At 34.9% G+C, this 21,969-nt stretch carries 22 protein-coding genes and 1 pseudogene; 9 read left to right on the top strand and 14 right to left on the bottom strand.

What is annotated here, in order from left to right; translation table 11 throughout:
• Window positions 1-409: 409 nt before the first annotated feature.
• Window positions 410-1,721, bottom strand: a pseudogene (locus PSA_RS27045) (M1 family metallopeptidase); the annotation flags it as partial.
• 186 nt (window positions 1,722-1,907) lie between these two features.
• Window positions 1,908-2,588 carry a hypothetical protein gene (locus PSA_RS04775; RefSeq protein WP_042152301.1) on the bottom strand — a complete coding sequence of 227 codons (681 nt, stop codon included), beginning with the start codon at window positions 2,586-2,588 and terminating at the stop codon, window positions 1,908-1,910.
• Between the two features lie 236 nt (window positions 2,589-2,824).
• Here PSA_RS04775 and PSA_RS25080 point away from each other — a divergent pair, with 236 nt between their 5' ends.
• A complete protein-coding gene (locus PSA_RS25080) occupies window positions 2,825-2,980 on the top strand; it encodes a hypothetical protein (protein ID WP_157575741.1) in 156 nt (51 codons plus the stop codon).
• A gap of 238 nt (window positions 2,981-3,218) precedes the next feature.
• On the opposite strand, the gene PSA_RS04780 is transcribed toward PSA_RS25080, so the two are convergent.
• The 7 genes from PSA_RS04780 to PSA_RS04810 form a co-directional block, all read right to left on the bottom strand.
• Complete coding sequence (locus tag PSA_RS04780; RefSeq protein ID WP_042152298.1) at window positions 3,219-4,550, bottom strand: FAD-binding oxidoreductase; 1,332 nt, start codon at window positions 4,548-4,550, stop codon at window positions 3,219-3,221.
• An 18-nt stretch (window positions 4,551-4,568) separates the two neighbouring features.
• Window positions 4,569-5,123, bottom strand: coding sequence for a GNAT family N-acetyltransferase (locus PSA_RS04785; protein WP_042152295.1), 555 nt, complete (start codon window positions 5,121-5,123; stop codon window positions 4,569-4,571).
• Between the two features lie 10 nt (window positions 5,124-5,133).
• The gene (locus PSA_RS04790; protein ID WP_042152291.1) at window positions 5,134-5,712 is read right to left on the bottom strand and encodes a glutathione S-transferase family protein; all 579 of its coding nucleotides are present in this window, start codon (window positions 5,710-5,712) and stop codon (window positions 5,134-5,136) included.
• A gap of 111 nt (window positions 5,713-5,823) precedes the next feature.
• On the bottom strand, window positions 5,824-6,105 hold the full coding sequence (locus PSA_RS04795) for a peptidylprolyl isomerase (RefSeq protein ID WP_042152288.1): 282 nt from the start codon (window positions 6,103-6,105) through the stop codon (window positions 5,824-5,826).
• A 148-nt stretch (window positions 6,106-6,253) separates the two neighbouring features.
• Complete coding sequence (locus PSA_RS04800; protein ID WP_042152285.1) at window positions 6,254-6,748, bottom strand: DUF3299 domain-containing protein; 495 nt, start codon at window positions 6,746-6,748, stop codon at window positions 6,254-6,256.
• 12 nt (window positions 6,749-6,760) lie between these two features.
• On the bottom strand, window positions 6,761-8,062 hold the full coding sequence (locus PSA_RS04805; protein WP_059364762.1) for an ABC transporter permease: 1,302 nt from the start codon (window positions 8,060-8,062) through the stop codon (window positions 6,761-6,763).
• A complete protein-coding gene (locus tag PSA_RS04810; RefSeq protein ID WP_042152279.1) occupies window positions 8,062-8,742 on the bottom strand; it encodes an ABC transporter ATP-binding protein in 681 nt (226 codons plus the stop codon). Before PSA_RS04810 ends, PSA_RS04805 begins: the two co-directional genes overlap by 1 nt.
• A gap of 251 nt (window positions 8,743-8,993) precedes the next feature.
• On the opposite strand from PSA_RS04810, the gene PSA_RS04815 reads away from it, so the two are divergent.
• Window positions 8,994-10,178, top strand: coding sequence for an NAD(P)/FAD-dependent oxidoreductase (locus tag PSA_RS04815; protein WP_042152275.1), 1,185 nt, complete (start codon window positions 8,994-8,996; stop codon window positions 10,176-10,178).
• Window positions 10,179-10,361: 183 nt separating this feature from the next.
• On the opposite strand, the gene PSA_RS04820 is transcribed toward PSA_RS04815, so the two are convergent.
• Entirely contained in the window at window positions 10,362-11,552 is a 1,191-nt protein-coding gene (locus tag PSA_RS04820; RefSeq protein WP_052380244.1) for an AraC family transcriptional regulator, read from the bottom strand.
• A gap of 179 nt (window positions 11,553-11,731) precedes the next feature.
• Between PSA_RS04820 and PSA_RS04825 the strand changes: the two genes are divergently transcribed.
• Window positions 11,732-12,427 carry a DUF2306 domain-containing protein gene (locus PSA_RS04825; RefSeq protein WP_042152271.1) on the top strand — a complete coding sequence of 232 codons (696 nt, stop codon included), beginning with the start codon at window positions 11,732-11,734 and terminating at the stop codon, window positions 12,425-12,427.
• Between the two features lie 107 nt (window positions 12,428-12,534).
• On the opposite strand, the gene PSA_RS04830 is transcribed toward PSA_RS04825, so the two are convergent.
• Window positions 12,535-13,989, bottom strand: a complete 1,455-nt coding sequence (locus PSA_RS04830) for a hypothetical protein (RefSeq protein ID WP_042152269.1) — start codon at window positions 13,987-13,989, stop codon at window positions 12,535-12,537.
• 201 nt (window positions 13,990-14,190) lie between these two features.
• Here PSA_RS04830 and PSA_RS04835 point away from each other — a divergent pair, with 201 nt between their 5' ends.
• A complete protein-coding gene (locus PSA_RS04835; RefSeq protein WP_059364765.1) occupies window positions 14,191-14,388 on the top strand; it encodes a hypothetical protein in 198 nt (65 codons plus the stop codon).
• A gap of 52 nt (window positions 14,389-14,440) precedes the next feature.
• Here PSA_RS04835 and PSA_RS04840 read toward each other — a convergent pair whose 3' ends face one another.
• Together PSA_RS04840 and PSA_RS04845 are read right to left on the bottom strand one after the other, a co-directional pair.
• The gene (locus tag PSA_RS04840; RefSeq protein ID WP_042152261.1) at window positions 14,441-14,965 is read right to left on the bottom strand and encodes a hypothetical protein; all 525 of its coding nucleotides are present in this window, start codon (window positions 14,963-14,965) and stop codon (window positions 14,441-14,443) included.
• 114 nt (window positions 14,966-15,079) lie between these two features.
• A complete protein-coding gene (locus tag PSA_RS04845) occupies window positions 15,080-15,343 on the bottom strand; it encodes a hypothetical protein (protein ID WP_042152258.1) in 264 nt (87 codons plus the stop codon).
• 177 nt (window positions 15,344-15,520) lie between these two features.
• On the opposite strand from PSA_RS04845, the gene PSA_RS04850 reads away from it, so the two are divergent.
• Entirely contained in the window at window positions 15,521-17,683 is a 2,163-nt protein-coding gene (locus tag PSA_RS04850; protein ID WP_042152333.1) for a fasciclin domain-containing protein, read from the top strand.
• Window positions 17,684-18,095: 412 nt separating this feature from the next.
• On the opposite strand, the gene PSA_RS04855 is transcribed toward PSA_RS04850, so the two are convergent.
• Window positions 18,096-18,314, bottom strand: coding sequence for a hypothetical protein (locus PSA_RS04855; RefSeq protein ID WP_042152255.1), 219 nt, complete (start codon window positions 18,312-18,314; stop codon window positions 18,096-18,098).
• Window positions 18,315-18,615: 301 nt separating this feature from the next.
• Here PSA_RS04855 and PSA_RS04860 point away from each other — a divergent pair, with 301 nt between their 5' ends.
• The 4 genes from PSA_RS04860 to PSA_RS04875 all read left to right on the top strand — a co-directional run bounded on the left by PSA_RS04860 (window position 18,616) and on the right by PSA_RS04875 (window position 21,929).
• On the top strand, window positions 18,616-19,626 hold the full coding sequence (locus tag PSA_RS04860; protein ID WP_042152253.1) for a winged helix-turn-helix domain-containing protein: 1,011 nt from the start codon (window positions 18,616-18,618) through the stop codon (window positions 19,624-19,626).
• 99 nt (window positions 19,627-19,725) lie between these two features.
• Window positions 19,726-20,763, top strand: coding sequence for a PD40 domain-containing protein (locus tag PSA_RS04865; protein WP_042152250.1), 1,038 nt, complete (start codon window positions 19,726-19,728; stop codon window positions 20,761-20,763).
• A 114-nt stretch (window positions 20,764-20,877) separates the two neighbouring features.
• Window positions 20,878-21,390, top strand: coding sequence for a DUF2867 domain-containing protein (locus PSA_RS04870; RefSeq protein WP_042152248.1), 513 nt, complete (start codon window positions 20,878-20,880; stop codon window positions 21,388-21,390).
• Window positions 21,387-21,929 carry a TetR/AcrR family transcriptional regulator gene (locus PSA_RS04875; protein ID WP_042152245.1) on the top strand — a complete coding sequence of 181 codons (543 nt, stop codon included), beginning with the start codon at window positions 21,387-21,389 and terminating at the stop codon, window positions 21,927-21,929. Before PSA_RS04870 ends, PSA_RS04875 begins: the two co-directional genes overlap by 4 nt.
• Window positions 21,930-21,969 lie beyond the last annotated feature (40 nt).

Genomic DNA, 21,969 nt, shown 5'->3' on the forward strand with positions numbered 1-21,969 from the left:
TCCCGAAAGCTTTTAGCCTTATGATGTACTCCAACGAAAAAATCCCGCACATTAGGCGGGATTTTATACGACGTAACTGGACTTGAGCCGCGTATGTTTAATAATTATAAATTAAACACTTAACTTAAAGCTGCAGATGTTTATTACCAAAGTAAGATAGCGCCATTAATAAGTTAGTGCGGGCTTGAGGGTCTGGCGTTGTTTCAAATGCCTGAGTGAAGTGAGTTAATTGCTTTTCATCACCATAAAATGCTAACAGACTAATAAGTTGCGGTCTCAGCTTGCTAATAGCAGCTTTTTCACCTTGCTTAGCTGTTACTCCATATTTATTTAACGCGCTTTGTGCTTTTGCTGTAATAAATTTAGCCCATACATCTTCATTGCTTTCGTCAATAAAGACAGATTTTTGGCTTTGAATATAACCTAGTGCCATAGAGACCACTCTAGGGTGTGCATCATCAATAAATTGACCTAAAGCTTTAAGCAAATTACCACAGACATTAAACCTGAATCTAACAAGGCATCACTCGCTGAGATAAATACACGTCTCTCACGTACTGTAAATACATCAGCTGCATTCGTTAATAAAGTATCTAACTGTTTGTCTTCTAACATCCAGCGGTAATAGCCCATCGCATTTGCATCAGGGTAAATCCATTCTGGCTCAAAATCTAAATCAACTTTAGCTAAATCTGAATTTAATAAAAATTTTGCTTCTTTTACTTCATTGCCGCGACCATATTTAATCGTAACTGGTACGCTCCACAGTTGTGCTGGCGCATCAACGCCTTTATTAGCAAAACGATTTTGCGATAGCGAGATAGTTTTACCATTTTGTTTTACTGCAACAAGTGGGAAAGAAGATTGCTCAATAAATGATTTTAAAACACTAGGTACATCTTTACCTGCATTTTCCATAGCACCGAACGGGAACTCAGGCACACCAACAGAATCTAGCTTTTTATATGGATAAGGGCTACCAAAGTAATCTTTCATGGAAGCTAAAATGGCAGGTATTTCATCTGCGGCATATTGTGCTAATTTTTGTTTTTCTTTACTTGTAATGATACGACCTTCAATCGGCATTCCATCTACTTTAGTTTCAACAAATGGACCGACTGCTAAAGCAACTAAGTAAGATGAAATAGGCGGTGTTTTATCAAAATGATGTGTTGCCATATCGCCAACAATAATAGTTTTTAGCTCAGGTGTATTTGCATATACTTTTTGATCTTTATGTGCGGTAATTGTTAGCTGAAATGGAATTTTGTCACTAGGCTCATCAAAAACTGGAAATGCACGACGCGCATCGCTCATTTCAAATTGCGTGAATAAATAAGGGAGTTCTTTATCTATGGTTTTATATAAACCAATAGATTATTTGTTGAAAGGCGCCGTAAAGTCGATATTTAGTGTGTATTTACCAGGTTGAATATCATGTTCACATTCTAAGCTAACTTTATGTGTTTCTAGCATAGTTGCTGTCATATCACAGTTTTTATCGCCTATTAGCTTAATTATTTGTGCTGTGTAATCTTTGCGACTTAATTCAATGATTTTAGTTTTTTTAGAGCTTCTAATTTAATCGTTGTTGAGCCTGAAAAGTTATCTTTTGCAGTATTTAGCATTAAATTCACATGTTGAAAACTTGGTTTTGCAACTTGAAACTTATTTGCTTGTGCGACACCACAAAGACTAAAGCCTATGCTAAAAGCGAGAATGCTTTTTTCAGCATAGAAATATTTTTATTTTTCATGAAGGTTCCCTAGTTCATTAAATAATTATTACGATTTATTTTAATAGTAATAAAAAAGTAGCAAATCTCGCATGCAGTATAAAGTTTACAACCTGTTAGTTGGTAACAAATCGTAAATGAAAGTGAAGAGGGGGGAGGCCCTGTTTTAGAGCTAAGCTTTTTCACGTTCGACAAATCGCTGCCAAGTCGTTTTATCTGAAAGAGGCCTAAGTTGTTTTACAACGTCGGTTAATAGCTGCGAATGTTCAAAGTTACTTTGATTATATTCATTAAAGCCAAGTAAATAATGAAAGACATCTTTATTTTTGGCTTGAATGGCAAATATGCGTATTTGTTCTTCGAAGTTTAAACGAAAAGAGCTAATTGCAGCTTTTCGACCAACATGATCTATATTGGGAATGCCGCATTTTTGTAAATAACCAAATCGTTCACCTTCGCCAGAAAACCAAATTCTTACTTTTTCACTATAGCGTCCTGATTTAGCGGGGAGATCATACATCAGCCTGTTTTGATTTTGTGCTTTAATAAATTCAAAAAAATTGAGTAATCCCGCGTGAATTAAACCAGGGTGGATGGGCACTAATCTGGATTTTATTTTGCCATTAGTATGAAAGTGAAAATATAAGTTTGAATCAATCTCAATGACATCATTTAAGGTAAGTCGGCTAATTTCATCGCTATAAGCGCCAGTATAATACGCTAAAACGGGTAGCCAAAAATGCCAATGCTTTGGTTGTTCTCTAGATACTTTGCTATCAGAATATATATAACCATTAAATAAAGCGTGCAATTCCATTGCAGTAAAGGGGCGGCGACCTAAGTGTGTTTTCAACCAATATCCTTGAAATAAAGCACTACGAGAATTCTATCTTAAATTGGTGGAATAGTCTTTTAGTAATTTGTTAATTTTATATTCACTCATCACATTATATTGCCCACTATCACCAAAATTGACCATTAAACACTTAGGTGAAATAAACACTTAAAATCTTCACTATTATTCATTTCAACAGCTACTCAGTAGCACACTCATTTAAAAACTGAATTGATTATATAAAGGAAATGATTATGAATACTTCAAGCAATGGCGAACTTTTTACAACTTCTGTTTTAGGCGCTTTAGTAATGGGAGTATTAGCATTTAATGGCATGGAATCAGCTGTCGCGGTCGGTTCAGTAATAGCGGTCACAATAATGAGTGCAACATATGCGCTAACTAAGTAATCTTAAAAAATTTAGTAAAAATTAGACACAAACCCAACCCGTTTGTAACTTAAAAAACACAGTCAACCAGCTGTGTTTTTTGCTATGTGCATACAAATATGAATGTGTAGGAGAGGCTTTAGCCTTTCAAGGTTAATCTTAAAAAAGTTAAGCTAAAGCACAAATCTACAAAAGATTTGAAATGAACCTACAAAAAATTCAATTGTAGGCTGGGCTTTAGCCGCGCAAAATGTATAAACTACAAATACTTATCTTTTAACCAACCGTAATTGTAATAAGCTGCTTGGCCTAAACGTCTAAATTGTGCAAAAGGAAATTTAGGTAAAGGCGCATTATATAAAGGCAAATCAGGGACTTTATCTTTAGCTATTTGCTGTGCGAGTCTATAAGCAGCTTGTGCACTAAACGAAACACCTGAGCCACAATAACCTAAACTATATGCGGTATTGTTATTACTAAAAACATGCGGCATATCATCTAATGCTGCTGCTATCCAACCACTCCAGAAGTAATCAATATTTATATTTTTTAATACTGGAAAGCATTGACCTAATGCAGCTTGTAATCGTTGTTTATAAATTGCTTTATCTTGATTTTTGCCTTTTACAGCACCTCGACCGCCAAATAAAATACGATTATCAGGCAATAATCTGTAATAGTATTTTAAAGTACGCGTATCCATAGTGACTTGATTGGTTTTAAGGCCTGTTATTTGTAATTCAAGTTCAGTTAACGGGCGAGTGACCATTATATTGCTGAGAATTGGCAAATACCTTTGCGCAATTGCTTGATGTGTTTTTTGGCTGTTATAAGCATTAGCTGCACATACAACTTGCTTAGCGGTTACTGTGCCATTAGGACAAGTGAGAATATGTTTATCGCTATTATGCTGCCAATCTAATACAGGAGTTTTCTCAAAAATGCTGATCCCTTGTTTACGAACCATATCTCCATAGCCAAGTACTAATTTTAATGGGTTAATACCAAAACCATCATTTAATCTTAATGCGCCATAAGCTTCATGGTTTATCATAAAATCAGATTTAAGCTTTTCAGATGAAATAAACTCTGAATTACCGCCAATATTTTTAGCGATAAAGTCACTTTGCGCTTGTAAAGAGCTCAGTGCTTTTTTGTTGTGTGCTATTTTTAAATAACCATTTTCTTGCTTATCACAATCAATATTATGTGACTCTATTAAACCTTCAACTCTGCTTACGGCTTCGCTAAATTCATTGTAAATGCCTTTAGCTATATCTAAATCCCACTTGCTGGCCATTTGACTGTAACTCAAACGTCCAGAGCCTTTAAGTACAAAACCTGCATTTCGACCGCTAGCACCAAAGCCAACTTGGTTTGCTTCTAATACACAGCAATCAATTTGATATTCTGTACTTAGATAGTAAGCTGTTAAAAGCCCGGTAAAGCCACCGCCAATAATGGCGACATCGACTTGTTGATTTTGTGATAAAAGGTTTTCAGCTGGTGGATAAGTTATGGTACTTGCCCAATAGCTATCAGGCAAAGGTTGGTCTGCACAATTTTTTGAAATTAACGGATCGTATGTCATATATTTATTATTTTTTTATTAAAACTTTAATAGCATTTCAGCTGCATCACAATGGCATTCATTACCACAAATTGTACAAACATATCCATGATCTAAGCTATCGGGTAGCCAGCGATCAGGGTGGACTTTTATTAACTCTCCACCTGCTTTGGTAAAATAACGAAATGCTGAGTTGCCAGGGCTTTGCATCCAAATATGACTTGCGCCTGCAACGCCGCCTTGTTTTTTTACGGCTTTAACTGATTCGGCTAATAATAAGCGGCCTATGCCTTTACCGCGAGCAGCTTCGGCAACGGTATTACATTTAAAATAGCAGGTTTTGTCGAGTGGTACTTGCCATAGTTCACTGCTGCACCATTGATCTACTTGCCAGTTTAATGGTGCATAAGTGAGTCTGAAGCCTAAAAGTTGGCTGTTTTCTGTAGCAATAAAACTCGCATTTATATTATCTTTAATGCTTTTTTGATGGATCAATTTAATTGATTCAAGATCTAAATAATTATCGCCATGAACTAAATTCCCCAATGCGATAACAGCATCATAGTGCTCAGGCGCCAATTCTTTAATATCCATGTGTACCTCTTTACAACCTTGGGTCGTTCTTTTGTGTGCTTGTACGGCTTTGATGAGACTGCCAAAAATGCACTAATGCTGGATAAACTGACAGATCTTTTAACTCTCTAAATTGTATCCAGTCTATTAAACAGTATAGGCTGATTTCAGGATAATCAAAGGAGTTAAACTCTTTATTCATCACTTGTTGATTCAGTACTGACAGTACTTCTGTAATACGTTCGTTCTGTAAATTAAAGAATAAACTATCTTGTTTTGTGTCTAGATCAGATCGTTGGCAGATCAGCATTTCAACTAATGAATCATTACATGAATTAATTAATGTAAGTTGATTTTCTTGATGCCAATTCAGTGGTGCTAATTCAAATGTATGTTTTAAATAACGGTGAATGATATTTGAATCAAAAATGACTTGTTCGCCATCTTTTAGCATAGGGATTTTGCGTGTTGGATTTAGCTCAATAAGTGTTTGACGGTCTTTCTCATCAAATATATTTAAGTTAATAAATTCATGTTGAATATCAAGTTCATGACATAAAACGCGAATACGACGAACATAAGGGGAACTAGTTGAACCAAATAATTGCATGGGAATTCCTTTTAAAATAAACCTGCTTTGCAGATTTATAGGCCACTGCTGGTAAATGTTATTTTAAATATCTCGCATCACTTACTGATTGATGCGAGAAACTGGATATTTTTATTCGCTACGGCTAGTAACTTCTAATAAATGATAACCAAACTGTGTTTGTACTGGACCTTGAACTGTATTTACAGGTGCAGAAAATACAACTTTATCAAATTCAGGAACCATCATACCAGGACCAAACTCACCTAAATCACCACCTTCAGAGCCTGAAGGACAGTTAGAGTTTTGCTTTGCGATATCAGCAAAATCAGCACCAGCTTCAATTTGCGCTTTTAGTTCATTACATTTTGCTTCGTCGTCTACTAAAATGTGTCTTGCAGTTGCTAGAGCCATGTTTTTTCCTTTATTTTACTTGGGGATATAAATTAAAAATAAGTGTAAGGCAAAAAAATAAAAAAGGCGAGGAATGCTGATAGGTTAATACGTTAAAGAATGTTACGAGCTAAAGTTTGTAATAATAAATTAGCTCGTAAATTGAAGCTTAACCCTCAAATGGTGCTACACCAATGCCTTTCATTGTGTAGCCTACTTCGGCAATTTCACCGCTCCAACCTTTAGTTGAAAGCTCACCTGTTACAACAATTGCATCGTATAAGCTATCAATTGGTACACCGTCTTTTATGATCACATGCACAATTTGATTTGGCGGTGGTGGTGGCACATGAATACAAGCACCAAAATAAGGCACTAATAAAAACTCAGTGATGAGTTCATCATCGCCTTCAAGCGGCACTACAAAGCCAGGAATACTGACAGTTTTACCATTTAATTCTTGCACAACTGGCGCATCTAAATCGGGTTGCACCCAGTTCGCTTGTGTATTTTCGTTATGGCTACTTGCATCTTGTTGCTCTAATTGCACATGACCTTTAGGAATAAGCTCATCCCAAAATAACTCTTTAGAAGGGCCTGCGTAACTTGAAAATGACGTAACAGCCATTAAACTCGCCACTAAAATTGCTTTTAAATTTTGCATTGTTCTCTCTTGTTAAACTCTAATGCTCATGCCATCGCTGAGTGAGTATTTGTAAGCGCGCCAAGCTGGTATTAAACCGACTAATAATCCAGACAATAATACACCCGCTATTAATAATATTTCATGTTGTGTTAACCAAGTGAGCGATAATTGCAAACCAGATAACTCTTGTAATTGCGCGGCTGTCGCTAATTGCACAGCATATAATAATCCTATGCCTATAATACAGCCTGTTGCGGTCAGTAGTACAGATTCACTGACTAATAACATGCCTATTTGCCATGGCCTTGCCCCAAGTGAGCGTAAAATTGCCAGCTCGCGGCGGCGTTGGTTTAAGCTGGTTAATAAGCTAGTTAACATGCCTAATAAGCCTGAAACGACTACAAAGCCTGAAATAACTAATAAAACTTGCTCAACCATAGAGAGCATTTCCCATAGTTGACGTAATGTAAGCCCAGGAATAATCGCCAATAAAGCTTCATTTTTAGTTAAGTTAGCATCTGTATTAATACTGCGTTGTAAAGATAAAACCCCAATACGCGAATTTAGCCCTAATAAAAAGGCTGTAATTTGCTTTGGTTCACCAATCAAATCTATGTCATGGTTATGATGATCGTGATCGTGATCGTGATCGTGATCGTGATCGTGATCGTGATCGTGATTTTGAGTGTTCGTGCTAGAACCATGCATCTTATCTATTGCTATTATCGGTAGGTGTAATGTTTTGTCTAGCGGTGTACCTGTTGGTTTTAAAATACCAGCTACAGTAAACGGATGCTCATCATGATGATGAAAGCTGGTATTGCCTGCGCCATGAGACACTACTATTTTATCGTTAAGTTTATAACCCAGTTTTTTGGCGATTGCAGCACCCAAAACAATATCAGATGGTTTTTCAAAAGCATGCCCTTGTGCAAAAGTTAAATGCTGTTTATTACCAAACTTGTAGTGTTCAAAATAATCTGTTGTGGTACCAAGTACAGGGAATCCTTTATGGGAATCCCCTAACGATAACGGAATCGCCCATTTTACAGTGCGATGTTTTTTTATATTTTCATAACTTTGCCAGCTAACATTATGCGTAGCATGACCAATTCTGAAAACCGAATATAGCAATAAATTAGTTGAACCTGTCCGTGCACCAACAATTAAATCTGTGCCCGATATAGTATTTGCAAAACTGGCTTTAGCTTGTGTACGGATGCGTTCTACACCTAGCAATAACATGACGCTTACGGCTATGGTTAATAAGGTTAGCAATACTGTTGATTTACGGTTGAGTAGGCTTTTTTGTGCCAAAGTAAACATATTCATTAGCAGGCCTCATTGATTGTTTTTAAACATACATAGCGCTCAAATAAGGGCTTTAATGTTTCATCATGACTTACAAATAACAAAGTAGTGCCGGCACTTTTACATTCTTTAAATAGCAGTTTTATAAAAGCTTCACGACTTGCTTGATCAAGTGCTGAAGTAGGTTCGTCAGCAATTAATAATTCAGGGCTGCCAATTAAAGCGCGTGCGCTGGCTACACGTTGTTGCTGACCTATGCTTAAGTTTAAAATTTTTTGATCAAATAAATGTTCAGGGATTTCTAAATGATCTAATAAGCGTTTAGCTTCATCAATGACGGTTTTGCTTTTTTGCAGGGCCTTAACTTTTCTTTTTGTAGAAAACTCACACGCAAGCGTGACATTTTCAATAACAGATAAATAAGGTAATAGGTTAAACATTTGAAAAATATAACCTATATGCTTAGCTCTAAATTTATCTCTTTGACCTGCCGATAATTCATTTAAATTTGTATTTAATATTTCTATTTTACCGCTGCTAGGCTGGTTTATACCTGCCAGTAATGACAGTAAAGTTGATTTACCTGAGCCGCTCGGGCCTTGTAAAAAAATGCTTTCGCCTTTTTTTATCTCAAGTTCATTTATTTTTAAAATAGCGTGTTGTTTTGGCCAGCTAAAACTGAGCCCTTTAATTGAAATCATGAGTTAAAAATTCAAATTCACAGTAAATTTAAGTGATATAAGCATATTAAATATTTGGTACAAAAAATAGCTTTTCGAGATTAAACAAGCATTAAGCAAGTTGAGCTAAATTTGTTCAACCTTAGGCATACGTATTACATAGCTTACAAGCGTTATGTATGAGAAAATGCGCGGCTCAGTGGCGCTATTTTAAATCTGTAAATGATTCTAGTAGTAATACACAAGTAACTTATCAGCTTTCAAGGTAAAAAATGAAACAGTTTGACGTAGTAATTATCGGTGCAGGCGCAGCAGGTTTAATGGCCGCAGCTACCGCAGGTTATAAAGGCCGCAGTGTTGCAGTATTAGATATGGGCAAAAAGCCAGGTCGTAAAATTTTAATTAGCGGCGGTGGTCGTTGTAATTTTACCAACGAAAATGCCAGCCCAGAAAATTACTTATGTCAAAACCCGCATTTTGTTAAATCAGCATTAAGTCGTTATACACAACATGATTTTATTGAGTTGGTGGATCGCCATGGTCTTGAATATCATCATAAAACATTAGGCCAATTATTCTGTGATAACAGTGCGTCTGATATCGTAGATATTTTAATGACCGAATGTGAATGGGCAGGTGTATCGCATTTTTTGCGTAATGAAGTGACTTCAGTTGAAAAAACTGAATCGGGGTATTTAGTGTCTACCAGTGAAGATGATTTTGAATGTAATTCACTGATTGTAGCTTCTGGTGGGTTAACTATGCCAAAACTTGGTGCCTCGCCAATAGGTTATAAGATTGCTGAACAGTTTGGTTTAAATGTATTACCAACCACTGCGGCATTAGTGCCATTTACTTTGCATGATCACGATAAACAAAGGTTTGATGGTTTATCTGGCATAAGTGTTGATACACAAGTGACAAGCGAAGATGGCACGCAATTTCGCGAAAATATATTGTTCACTCATCGCGGTTTATCAGGTCCTGCAATTTTACAAATTTCTTCTTTTTGGCAAGCCGGCCAAACAGTTACAATCGATCTTTTACCTGATACGCCTATTACTGAATTACTTGAAAACTGGGGAGAGCAGCATAGCCAAAAATCACTTAAAAACATGTTAGTGACTATATTGCCTAAGCGATTTATTGAAGCGATGATCACCCAAGGAGACATCATTGATAAAACCATTAAACAGCTTGAACATGGCGAAATAGCAGCTTTAAGTGACTACATTCACAATTGGAAAATTAAACCAAATGGTACAGAAGGTTACAGAACAGCCGAAGTGACTTTAGGTGGTGTAGATACCAACGAATTATCTTCTAAAACTTTTGAAGCTAAAAAAGCGCCTGGCCTATACTTTATAGGAGAAGTAATAGATGTAACTGGCTGGCTAGGAGGGTATAACTTCCAGTTTGCGTGGAGCTCTGGTGTTGCCTGTGGTGGTGCGGTTTAGTTGTGTATACAATTGAATTAACGGCTTCATCTTACTAAATTCGTAATTTTAAGTAGATGAGGCTTTGCCTACATGGATTTAGGCACAAGAATAACGCAATAGCAGTTATCGGTAGTCTTTCACTAAAGGGCAACCTACAAAAACCAAATCTGTAGGTGAAATTTGAGTTTATTTAATAAAACTCTACTTAAGCCTCACTTTACGATATTGACTTGGTGTTTGCTGGGTTTCTTTTTTAAATGCAGTGTAAAAAGATGATTTTGCATTAAAACCCACATTCATCGCGATATCTAAAACAGTGTTTTTAGTTTCTTTTAATTGCTTTTTTGCTTCATTGATTCGGTACTGATTAATATAATCAAAAAAATTAGCGCCTAATGTTTCATTCAGCGTTTGTGAAATGTAATTAGGTGAGGTGTTGATATGTTTAGCGAGTTTTTGCAAAGACAATGCTGCATCTAAATAGAGTTGATCTTGTTGCATAGCTTGTTCTATTTTTTCTGCTATTTTTACTGCGTTTTGATTATCTAAAGCTGAACGCTGGTACTTTTCTGATTGTGCGGGAGTATCTTCTAGTATTTGTTGAATATCTTCATCAGCATCATATAGTTCTTCAAATCCAGGTTTTTGGCGCAGCCCCCAAATAGCAACACTCCAAGTCATAATTAAAATAATCAAACCAGATACTGTTGCGTTAACTTCGTTCGAAAATAATATGTTGTTTACGATAATGTTGGCAGCAGTCGCAGCCCATACAATTGCAATAGCGAGTAATAACCAACTGATCCATCGAGCCTCTTTAACTTCTGTACTGGCAAATAGGCTTTTTAAATGTTCTCTATATTGCGTTAATCTTTTTATCACCTTATAAAGATAAAAACCTGATTGAGCTATCCATGCAAGTACCAGTAATACGGTTGCAATAAGCGTTGCTATCGTTGTAGATTTTTCTGTTGGAGTGATTTTGTCGAAAATACTTTCATCATCATTAATTAGCAAAGCATACTGAATATCGAATGGTATAAATAACCCCATCAAGGCAACAATTGATCCTATTATGAATAATATAAAATGCTTTTTATGCATTTGATTAAGTTGCCAAGGCTTTTTGGCAGTAATACCTTCTACATAAAACCAAAAACTAGGTGCTGTTAATAAAATAGCAGGCAGTGAAAGTATGATCATAGTAGGTCGTAACTGATCAGCTAAATTAGCTAATGTAGGCTGACAAATAACAATACCAATGGATAATAAAAATATAGCTAATGGCAAATATGTTTGACGTTCAAAAGCACGTAAACATAACAAATGAGCGCTAAAAATAATGATAATAAGTGTTGATAAGTTAATTGCAAACAGTGCAGTGCTTTCCATTGCTAATAATTCTCTTACTTTTTTAAAGCTAGGTTTTATAGGCGTTCTGGAAGGTTTTTATATATCCAGCCTTATAGGCCGAACTAATTAATTGGTCTCAATCAACCCAACCGGACGCTAATTTTAAAGTTATTCTACATAATCGGTCTCAACTTAGCCATTCGAGAAATTATGACATTATGATGTTATCTAAAACTAATAATATTGACTCATCAAATACACCTTACAATTGGCCCGTGGTTGGCACATTACTTTTTTTAACTGGAATTGCGGGCATACCAGCTATGTTTGGTGTCGCTATGGTCGCTTTGGCAGTAGTAGGACTTGGAGGTGAACCATCGTTTATTAGTAGTATTCATTTTAGTAAGCCTGGGGCAATGTTTGTACATGGGGGAGCGGGTATTTTATTTTTCTTAACGATGCCATTTCAATTTTCACCTAAAGTGCGTGCTGCTAATCCGAAACGACATAAATTAGCAGGTCGCATTGCTGTGATTTCAGGTTGTATTATGGCGATATCAGGTGTGTGGATGCATAATGTGTTGTCGCCTGAATCTCAGGGAGTACGTTACAGTATTCTTATAATAACGAGTATGGCTATTTGTAGCAGTTTTTTAATTGCACTTTTTTATGTAATTAAAGGGAATATTCAAGTTCATCAGTTATGGATGGCACGATCCGTTGCAATCGTTTTGGCGGCTATTACACCGCTATTTTTAGATATTCTTATTTTAATCATATTCAGTAACTTTGAGGTAATTTATACAATGTTAACGCAATTTCAGTACGATTATGGTCGGCTATTAGGTATCGTTATCAATTTATCTATTGTTGAAATAATCATGCGTAAAAAGCAATTAAAGCGCTTAACTTAGATATTTAACTGCTCATAGTATACCAACATACTTAAAGTCATTGGATGTGAAGATAAAAATAAAAAGGGTGATCATATCTCCCTTTTAAAGCTTTAATAATCCAAGTTTTATAATTCAGTTGAACCCGTATTTATTGCCGCTAGAAAGTCGTTATCCGTTAAGTAAAAGGCAAAGTCTCCATCTTTCATAAATTGCTCTGTCGGCTTTTTCATTTTTCGTGCAGCTGTGATTGCTTTAATCATTTCAGACTTGTTTTTTGTCAGCGCATAAATACAAGCTAAGTTATAGGCAAGTGTTGGGTTATTCGTGGTTTTAATATCGAAATTTTCGCTAAGTAAAGTATTAAATATTGTTGTTAGTATTGTTTCATCACGAGTTATCCCATAAATAACAGCGCCTTGACTTGCCATCACTAAGATTGAATATTGTACTTGTTTGTTAGTGCTGTCTTTTATTAGTGGGTAAATGTCTAAAGCATAGGCATTAAATTGTTCTATGGCAGAATCTACTTTCCCAAATTGATTGGTATTTACCAATAACTGTGAGAGTTTCATATTGATATCTTCGATATAGATATTCTTACGTTTTTTTCTGAGTAGCAAATTTTTTGAGATACTTAAGAATTCATTAAAACTTTTTAGATCTTGTTGAGCATTTTGATAATGTATTTCTAAAAGTTGCTTTTCATCCTTTATCAGTGCACTTATGTCATTTTCTCTTTTAGCTTCTTCGCTGTCATTCTCATTAAAATATGGTTTATCGATAATAACACTTTGCTCTTCATAAAAAGTATCACTTGGCTTTAATATCGTCCATTCAGAGTTTTCTTCCTGATCATTGGCTTTTATACAATGCTCTTTTACTTCATCTATCATTCGTTGTTTTAACTTGGATTTTCTCCCTATGGATTCACCATTTAAATTTAATTTACCATCGATTAATTGCGCATACATAGTTTGAGGTAACATGTTTTGTTGGTTATCAAAACCAAGTTGTAATACGTCGTTTGAACCGATTTTATATTGGGTAATTTGTAGCTGTTGAGTGCTGTTTTTATCAGAATCTACAATACTGCCTAAATAAATATATTTTGCATCATCAGGTGAAATTAAAGGAAATGAATAACTCGCTCTGCCAACATTATTATTTTTAGGTAATAAGGTTCTAAATTTAGACGGAGGAGTATTACTCTTGGAAAAAGCAAACACTGGCGTATTGACGTCATGCAGGCTATATCCATTTATGGAAATAGAGATTTTGTTATCTAGGCGATTAAATTTTTGACCACGTGCAAGATGACTCGAGCTGTCGATATTTTTATCACTTAGCACTATCGCATTTTTATGCTTATTGCTTACTTCCCAACTGCCTGAGCGTATTAAATCTAAAGATCCTCCCATAAAAACATAGCAATACGTCTTATCGTTTAATATATAAAGTTCTGATAAAGATTCATGATCTGATTTTTTATATTTGCCAACAAAAGCTGATTGTTCAGCTGCTTGTGCTTTGACGATCAAGCAAACAATGAGTATAAAAACTGATAGTAAAAAGTACTTCATTATTCAATTCCATTTAAATAAGATATATAGAAGGTTGTACACAGATTACCACATTTTAAATAGAAAATACTTCTAAGGAAGTAATGATAGAGATGATTGTAAATTAGGTAGATATTATGCTGTAACGTGTACTGATTTTTTAAGTAACTGTCTTTTTGGCAAGCAGACTTTAATTTCCCTGAATTGGTGCATTCTACAAACTTGCCAAAAAACAAAGTTGTGAGCGCAGTAAAAGAATTAACAAACCCAGAGGACTTAGGTTTAGAGATTAAAAACCAATTAGTGATAATGAATTTAAAACCAGCGCAATTGAACGAATTATTAAATGACAGTAATCATGTGAATATCGTTAAATTTATTGAAATCACATGCTTTGAATATTTAGCTCAAAGCATGTGATTAAAACTGTGCACCATTAAGTTAAATGGTGCTTAGCTAAAACTGAGTATTACTAACTTTGTTTAAGAATATCTCTCAAGTCATTGAGCGCTTGTACTGAAAAGCCGCGATCATAAAAATACAAAACTTTACCGGTTTCATCAATCAACAAAATTCTTGCGTTGTTACCGCCTTCATTGCCTGTGAAGGCTTGCATTTTTTCGCCATCAGCATACAAAGTGACTACACCGCCCCAAAGCTCTTTTGGGATCCCAGCTCTCATGCCATCATTTATAACTGTGCTGAACATACGTGGGAACATGCCTTGAATAGCTGGTATTTCATAAGCTTTTACATCAGTATTTGTCATATCTAGCGCGATAAGCCAGCGATCAATATCAAATTGTGAATTTTGTTTGTAACCAACTAACAGTAAGGTATTTTTTGTAGCGAACATGCTAGGTAAGGAAACTTCTTTTTGTGTGAGTGTTTCACCAGCCATTTCAGGGAGTGTTAAACCTGTGACATTTTTATTTGGGAAAGCTGTGCTACAGCCAGTGATAATGATAGTGATAATTAAGCAAATAAGTAACTTCATTGTGTAACCTATAATATGTATTATTTTAATAATTACTTTACATTACGAAATAAATTAATAGTACGATCAAAAATAACAGCTTTAATGCCTCACAACACTAAAGCTAATCTATTGTTACTGCTGAGTTTGGCCTCTAGCAGTACAATAAAGAATACTATTATACTGGTCAAAACTCGGCGCTAATTTTACTGTTGTTACATCACTATATGATGCTCTAAGTTTAGACTCTGCTTTAGCACATACCTGATTGTGATCTGCAGGGGTTGGTGAAGATGCTTGAGCCGAAACTGTTCGCCACCAACTATTTGTTTGAGCCGCAAAAGTACCTACTGATGTAACCCCTAGCGTAATCGCTAATAAAAGTGATGTTTTTTTCATTTTCAGTCTAAAAAAACAAAAAATTCAAAAATACGATGTTGTGTTAAATAAAGTTTGCACATTTAAAATATTTTTTTATTTCGCATAAAATATGAACTTTATGTTTTTTTAAAGCGTATGCCTGATCGTTCGTTAAATAATTTATAACTAGAGGATGGGCCAGTGAAAAACGTAAAAATGATACTTCTAATTACAAGCTTATTTTTATTACAAGCTTGTAGTGACAATGATAATGACAAAAAAGAAACCGTTACCTTACCTGAGCCAGTTGTAACGACAATAGTCGATGCCGCAGTTGCTAATGGTAGTTTTACAACCTTAGTTACAGCACTACAGGCAACAGGACTCGATGCGACGTTATCAGATCCAGATGCTAAGTTTACAGTATTCGCGCCAACAGATGATGCTTTTGAATTATTAGGCGAAGATACAATTAATGGGTTACTTGCAGATACCGAAACATTATCAGATATCCTAACTTATCATGTTATTAGTGGTGAAGTTGACGCAGCAACAGCTTTAGCCAGTGTTGGTAATACAGTTGAAATGTTCAATGGCGATATGGTTGGGCTGTCACTCGATGGCGATAATTTACTCGTTAATACTGCTACAGTTATTACTACCGACTTACAAACAGATAATGGCATTATCCATGTAATTGATGCTGTTATTTTACCGCCTAAAGATAAAGGCGAACCAACAATGAATATTGTTGAAACAGCAGTTAATGCAGGTAATTTCACTACCTTAGTAACAGCATTACAAGCGGCTGGTTTAGACGGTGCATTAGCAGACGAAACTAAAGAATTTACAGTGTTTGCACCAACTGATGAGGCTTTTAATCTTTTAGGCGCTGATACGATTGCTGCACTATTAGCTGATACTGAAACGCTTTCAAATATCTTATTACAGCATGTTGTAGAAACAACAGTATCTTCAACAGCAGCCTTCACTTTGAATGGGAAGCAAGCGACAACTTTATCTGGTGCGATGGTCCCAATTAACATTAATAGTGAAACAGATAGTTTAACCTTTGGCGGTGCTAAAATTGTGATGTCAGATCTTTACACTACCAATGGGGTAATACATGTAATTGATATGGTGGTTGTTGCTGATGTTGTAGTGCCTGAGCCTGCAATGAGTATTGTTGATGTAGCAACGCAAGCAGGGAATTTTAATACTTTAGTTGCTGCGCTAACTGCGACCGGTTTAAACGAAACATTAGCTAATTTAGATGCACAATATACAGTATTTGCGCCTTCAGATGAGGCTTTTGCATTATTAGGTGAAGATACAATCAATGCCTTGTTAGCTGATCCTGAAGCTCTGAGTAATATATTGCTTTACCACGTTGTATCAGACGCTAAAGTTATGCAAGATCAAGCTGTTACTATCGCGCAATCAGATAACAAAATGATTACTATGACCAATTCACAAAAGGCAAGTTTATCATTAACTGATTCTACATTATATGTGAATAAATCAGCAGTTTCAGCTGCTAATATTATGGCAGATAATGGTGTGATCCATGTTGTAGACCAGGTTATTTTACCGCCTAGTGTAAAAGTTGACTCTTCAATGAGTATTGTTGATGTTGCAGTATCAAATCCAGAATTTTCTACTTTAGTAACCGCACTAACAGCTGCCGACCTTGTATCTACTCTTGATGATGACGCTGGTACATTCACTGTATTTGCACCAACCAATAATGCATTTTCAAAAATTGATAGTGCTGCACTGAGTGCGTTATTAGCAGATACCACTGCATTAACTAATGTTTTACTTAAACACGTTGTGGGTGCTGAAGTAAATGCTTTGTCTGCTTATGCGGCAAATGGCGCCATGGTTGAAACACTTTCAGGTGATAAAGTCAGTGTTGATTTAGTTAATTTTACTAAAACGACCAATAGTGAATCTGATGAGGTTGCATACAATGCTTTATCTGAAATGTTAGTGGGTGGCATGAACTCACAATCAGATGGTTTTACAGTATACGTATTTGATAATGACTTAGGGACTTCAGGTAGTACATGTAATGATACGTGCGCCGCTAACTGGCCACCAGTATTAGTGACAGATGGTGCTGTTGATAACATTCCTGGACTTTCAACAATTACCCGTGATGACAATACAATGCAGGCTGCATATTTAGGCCGCCCACTTTATTTTTATGTTGGCGATACCACCAAAGGTGATATGAAAGGTCAAGGTGTAAACGATGCTTGGTGGACTGTGAAGCAGCAACAAGTATCACTGCAAGTGCAAGGTACCAATGTTACAACAACAGATATTTATACATCTAATGGTGTGATCCATGTAATAGATACTGTGATCAATTGATAACCTAACGTGTGTTGTCAAAGTCCTTATTGCAGCAATGCTTTAAGGACTTTTTTTATTACTGTAATAACTCACTGTGCTTCATAAGAAGAAATAAAATGTTAACTGACTAAATTTAATATTAGAGTAATTATGAATAGTGTGCCGCCAATAAAAGAAAGATATTGTAGCAAAATTGAGTTGTCTAAAATTGTCGCCGTTTGTGGCTTTAATGTTTGACCTATAGGTAATAGCAATAATTTAGGCATTTAACTCGCGCTGAAAATCACCATAAAGAGACCTATGCTAGTTAGCAGTGCTTTGATACAAGCTTCCATAAATAAATCTTCTTTAAAACACTAAAACTTCATTTTAGGGAGCCTTTATAAATTAAAATCGACTGGAATAATGGGATATATTTCTTATTTAAAAATTAAGCTAATTTAATACAAAGCTCTAAATTAAATGGGTTGATGCATAGTTCTAGTTGTATGCCACTAGCTGGTTTTTCGAGTTTTAAATTACTGTTTTCTTTTGTTACAACTGAAGTGTTTTGTATATATTCACTTGCTTTTATAGTGTTACTAATTGCAAATAAGCATAAAAATATAGTGATAATTAAAGCTGTGAATTTTGTGTTTTCTTTTTTCATTTCATGCCCCTTTTGTTTTTATGATATTTAATATTGAGTTCACTTACTGTTGATGGAAACAAGATTAATGATGTTTTAAGTTAAAGTCCCTTATCAAACTCTAACTAATAAATAAGGGTTATTTCAATATAGTTATTAAATAACAGTGATTTACGTTTTTAATGGCTAATCATTATAGAAACCTTATAAAGTTAGTTTTTTTGATAAGGTTGTAACTTAAATTGCTAATTTATAAGGGATATTTTAATCTGTTTCTATTTTCGTTACTTTTATGGAAACTACTTTCAATTATTGAGTTATTGTGAACTACTCCTTTGGTCCTTGGGTTTTTGAACCTGCTTTATGTTTAATTAATTCTAAGGGTATTGAGCGCGAACTAGATCCTCTGTCATTCAAGCTACTTAACTACTTGGTAAAACAAGGGAGCCGAATAGTCACAAGACAGGAGTTAATTGAGTGTGTTTGGCAACAAAGTTTTGTAGATGATAATGCAATAAATCGTGCCGTTTCTGAATTACGTAAACAGTTAAGTCACCCCACATATAAAACGCAATTAATCAAAACGCATTACCGAAAAGGTTACAGTTTGACAGTTGAAGTTTTTGAGGTAAAACAGCGCAATGAACAAATAGAAAGTAGTTTAGAGAAAAGTGACTTGGTCATATCTGAAGATATGGTTAGTCAAAGTGAAAATCAAAAAATAATAGATAAAAATATAAGTCGTGAAAAAGCAGAGCCAATTGAATCAAACTTTAATGGCGATTTAAATCAAACCCAGAGTGTTATTAAAAAACAAAAAATAAAACCATTATTAAGCTTTATTAAATCACAATGGATTGCAGCTATATTGGTTGTTTTTATACTTGTGAAATTTATCAGTGAAGGATCAGATTCAAAGAAAATTAATTCCGTTGAAATAAAGCAAGTTCAACCAAAGTCATTTTCTATAACGGCTGCTACTTGGAATTTAGGGGCTGAAGGAAACCCTCTAGTATCCACGGATCAAAAATACTTTGCTTATAGTAATATTTATCAAGGAAAATGGACGAGTTTTGTTAAACGTAATAAAGATAAAAAAGAAGAAAAACTCATTTATAAAGACTACGGCGTTGGCGTACTTTCATGGCAGCCAATGCACCAAAAAATATTATTACAATTAAAGCACTTAGGTCGCAATGAGTGCCAATATGCTTTGGCTGATGTATCAAGCTTTCCTAATTTGAGTGAACCTAAAATTATAAAGCCTTGTGATATGAGAAAGAACGGATATGCGCAATTGGGTCCAAATAGTAATTTCTTATATTTTAGTTAACAAGATGAAGGTTATGGCGGCAATGCAATATATCAATACGATATTGCACGTAATAAAAATAACATTATAGTCCCTCCTAGCTATGTAAATTATGGTGCTTTGAATTTAAAAGTATCAAATGATGGTAAATATTTAGCGTATCTTTGGTCTGAAATAGAGTCGCCAGTTAAGGTATATTTGATCAACTTGCAAACGAGAGAAAATATTTTTTTGCATGAACTAAACAAAGCTGAACTCACTTTTGCACTTGATTGGAGTAAAGATAATAAAAAGATTGTAGTTGCCGATAACAATGATTTATTTCACATTGACATAGAGTCTAAACAAGTTGACATTATTACTTTGCCTGAAGATATTACACCATTTTATTTGGCTGTTGGAGATACAAATAAAATCTTATTATCTACACGTAATACCCAGCATTATGAAATATTAAATGTAGAAAACTTATTTACATTAGAGCCACTTAGTTATTCGATTGTTTTCGAATCTGATAAGAGTAATTTTCATCCAACAGTCAATCGAGATGAGCTTAAATCACTTTATTTTGTATCTCAGCGTTCGGGTCAAAGTCAAATATGGCGAGGCAACCAAGATCAAATTGAACAAATAAGTCAGTTTAAAGACTCTAGTTCTACTATCAAAAATTTACGGCTTTCAAATGATCAAAAATATTTATTATTTGTTCGTAATAAAAAGCTTCAGTTTATTAATGTTTATACGAAAGAGCTTCATTTTGTTTCTGAAATTAATGATAAAAACAGTCAAATATTTGAATTTGATTTATTAACGAGGAAACAAAGCTTAATTTCGTCAACAAACGGTAAAAATCTGATATCGGATAAACAAGGTAATGTGTTTTATCTAAGTGAGAATAGTTTAAAGTCAGTTGATGGTACTTATGAAAAAAAAGTAAAAATACCTGATGTTGGCTTAGTCAATTTAGCAATAGGAAAAGACTATTTTTATAGTACGGATGGCATATCAACTATATATCGTATGAGTTTGAAATCTGGTGAAGTGAGTGAAGTTAAACTGCCATTTAAATCTTACTCGTTTGCTGCAGCTGATGATGAGCGATTTTTAATAACCAAGCGCGCTTTTAAAAATACGCAAATTCAAAGAGTGATATGGTAACTAGATAACTCATTTTAAATAGCATAAAAAATACACAAAACACTTTACCTATAATGAAAACCAACTTAACATGCATACCATGCTGTATGGTATGTTTTTTTCGTAGGAGTTGTGATGAATTTTTTATTCCCAAATGTGCGCACACTCGAAGCGCCTGTAAACGATAATCTAGCCAGTAAAGCTGAAAGTCATTATTTTCGTGATGCATTATCTGCTGCAATAACAAAATCTGAACTCTCACCTAGTCAATTGCAGCATGCCATTTTTGCTTACATGCCAAACTGGGTTAGCAGTTTAATGCGATTACGTAATTGTATTGTGAAATCATTTGGTTTTAAAGTAGGGGCAGATAACTTAAAACCAACCAGTGATGAATTAGAAGTAGGTGATAAAGCGGGTTTTTTAACAATCACTGAAAAATCAGAGAGTGAAATCATCTCTTATTCAGAAGATAAACATATGACGTTTTACATATCAGTATTAAAAAAATCAGACGAAGTTATTGTGTCTACTTTAGTAAATCAAAAAACACTGATTGGACGCATTTATGTAAATAGTATTTTACCTTTTCACTATATTATTGCGCGTACAGTGATAAATAATGCAATTAAAGCCAATAGAATATGAAAAAAGAAACTAAAAATAGTCAGTTAGACTGGCTTGAATTTGCCTTAGATATATTAATTAAAAAGGGGCCAGACTCTTTAAAAATAATCCCTTTGTGTGATTTAAAAGGCGTCACTAAAGGCTCTTTTTACCACCATTTTAAAAATCGTTCTGAGTTTATTGAAACCTTAATGATGCATTGGTATCAAGAAATGACACTAGAGTTTATAACACAAGCCAATACACAAGCATCTCCTCTAGAACGATTAAAAAAGTTAGACCAAGTGATTGCGAGTCATAACATTGAAGCTGAAATGCATATCCGTGCATGGGCTTTAAAAGAGAAAACCATCGCAAAGCATTTAGAAAGAATAGACCAACAAAGGCAAAGCTATTTAGCGCATTGTTATATAGAGCTTGGGATGGATAAAGATCAAGCACAAGATATTGCGCTAATGGCTTATGCTAATTTTTTAGGTATGCAGCAGATACATCCCAAACCGTCAATGGAAACGGTTTTAAGGGTATCGGCTATGGCATCAAAGGTATTTATGCCATAACTGCAAGATTGATAATAACTAACATCAAGTAAGTTAACAT

Origin of the sequence: Pseudoalteromonas sp. '520P1 No. 423' (assembly GCF_001269985.1) — a bacterium.
In the GTDB taxonomy this organism is placed as follows: Bacteria; Pseudomonadota; Gammaproteobacteria; order Enterobacterales; family Alteromonadaceae; genus Pseudoalteromonas.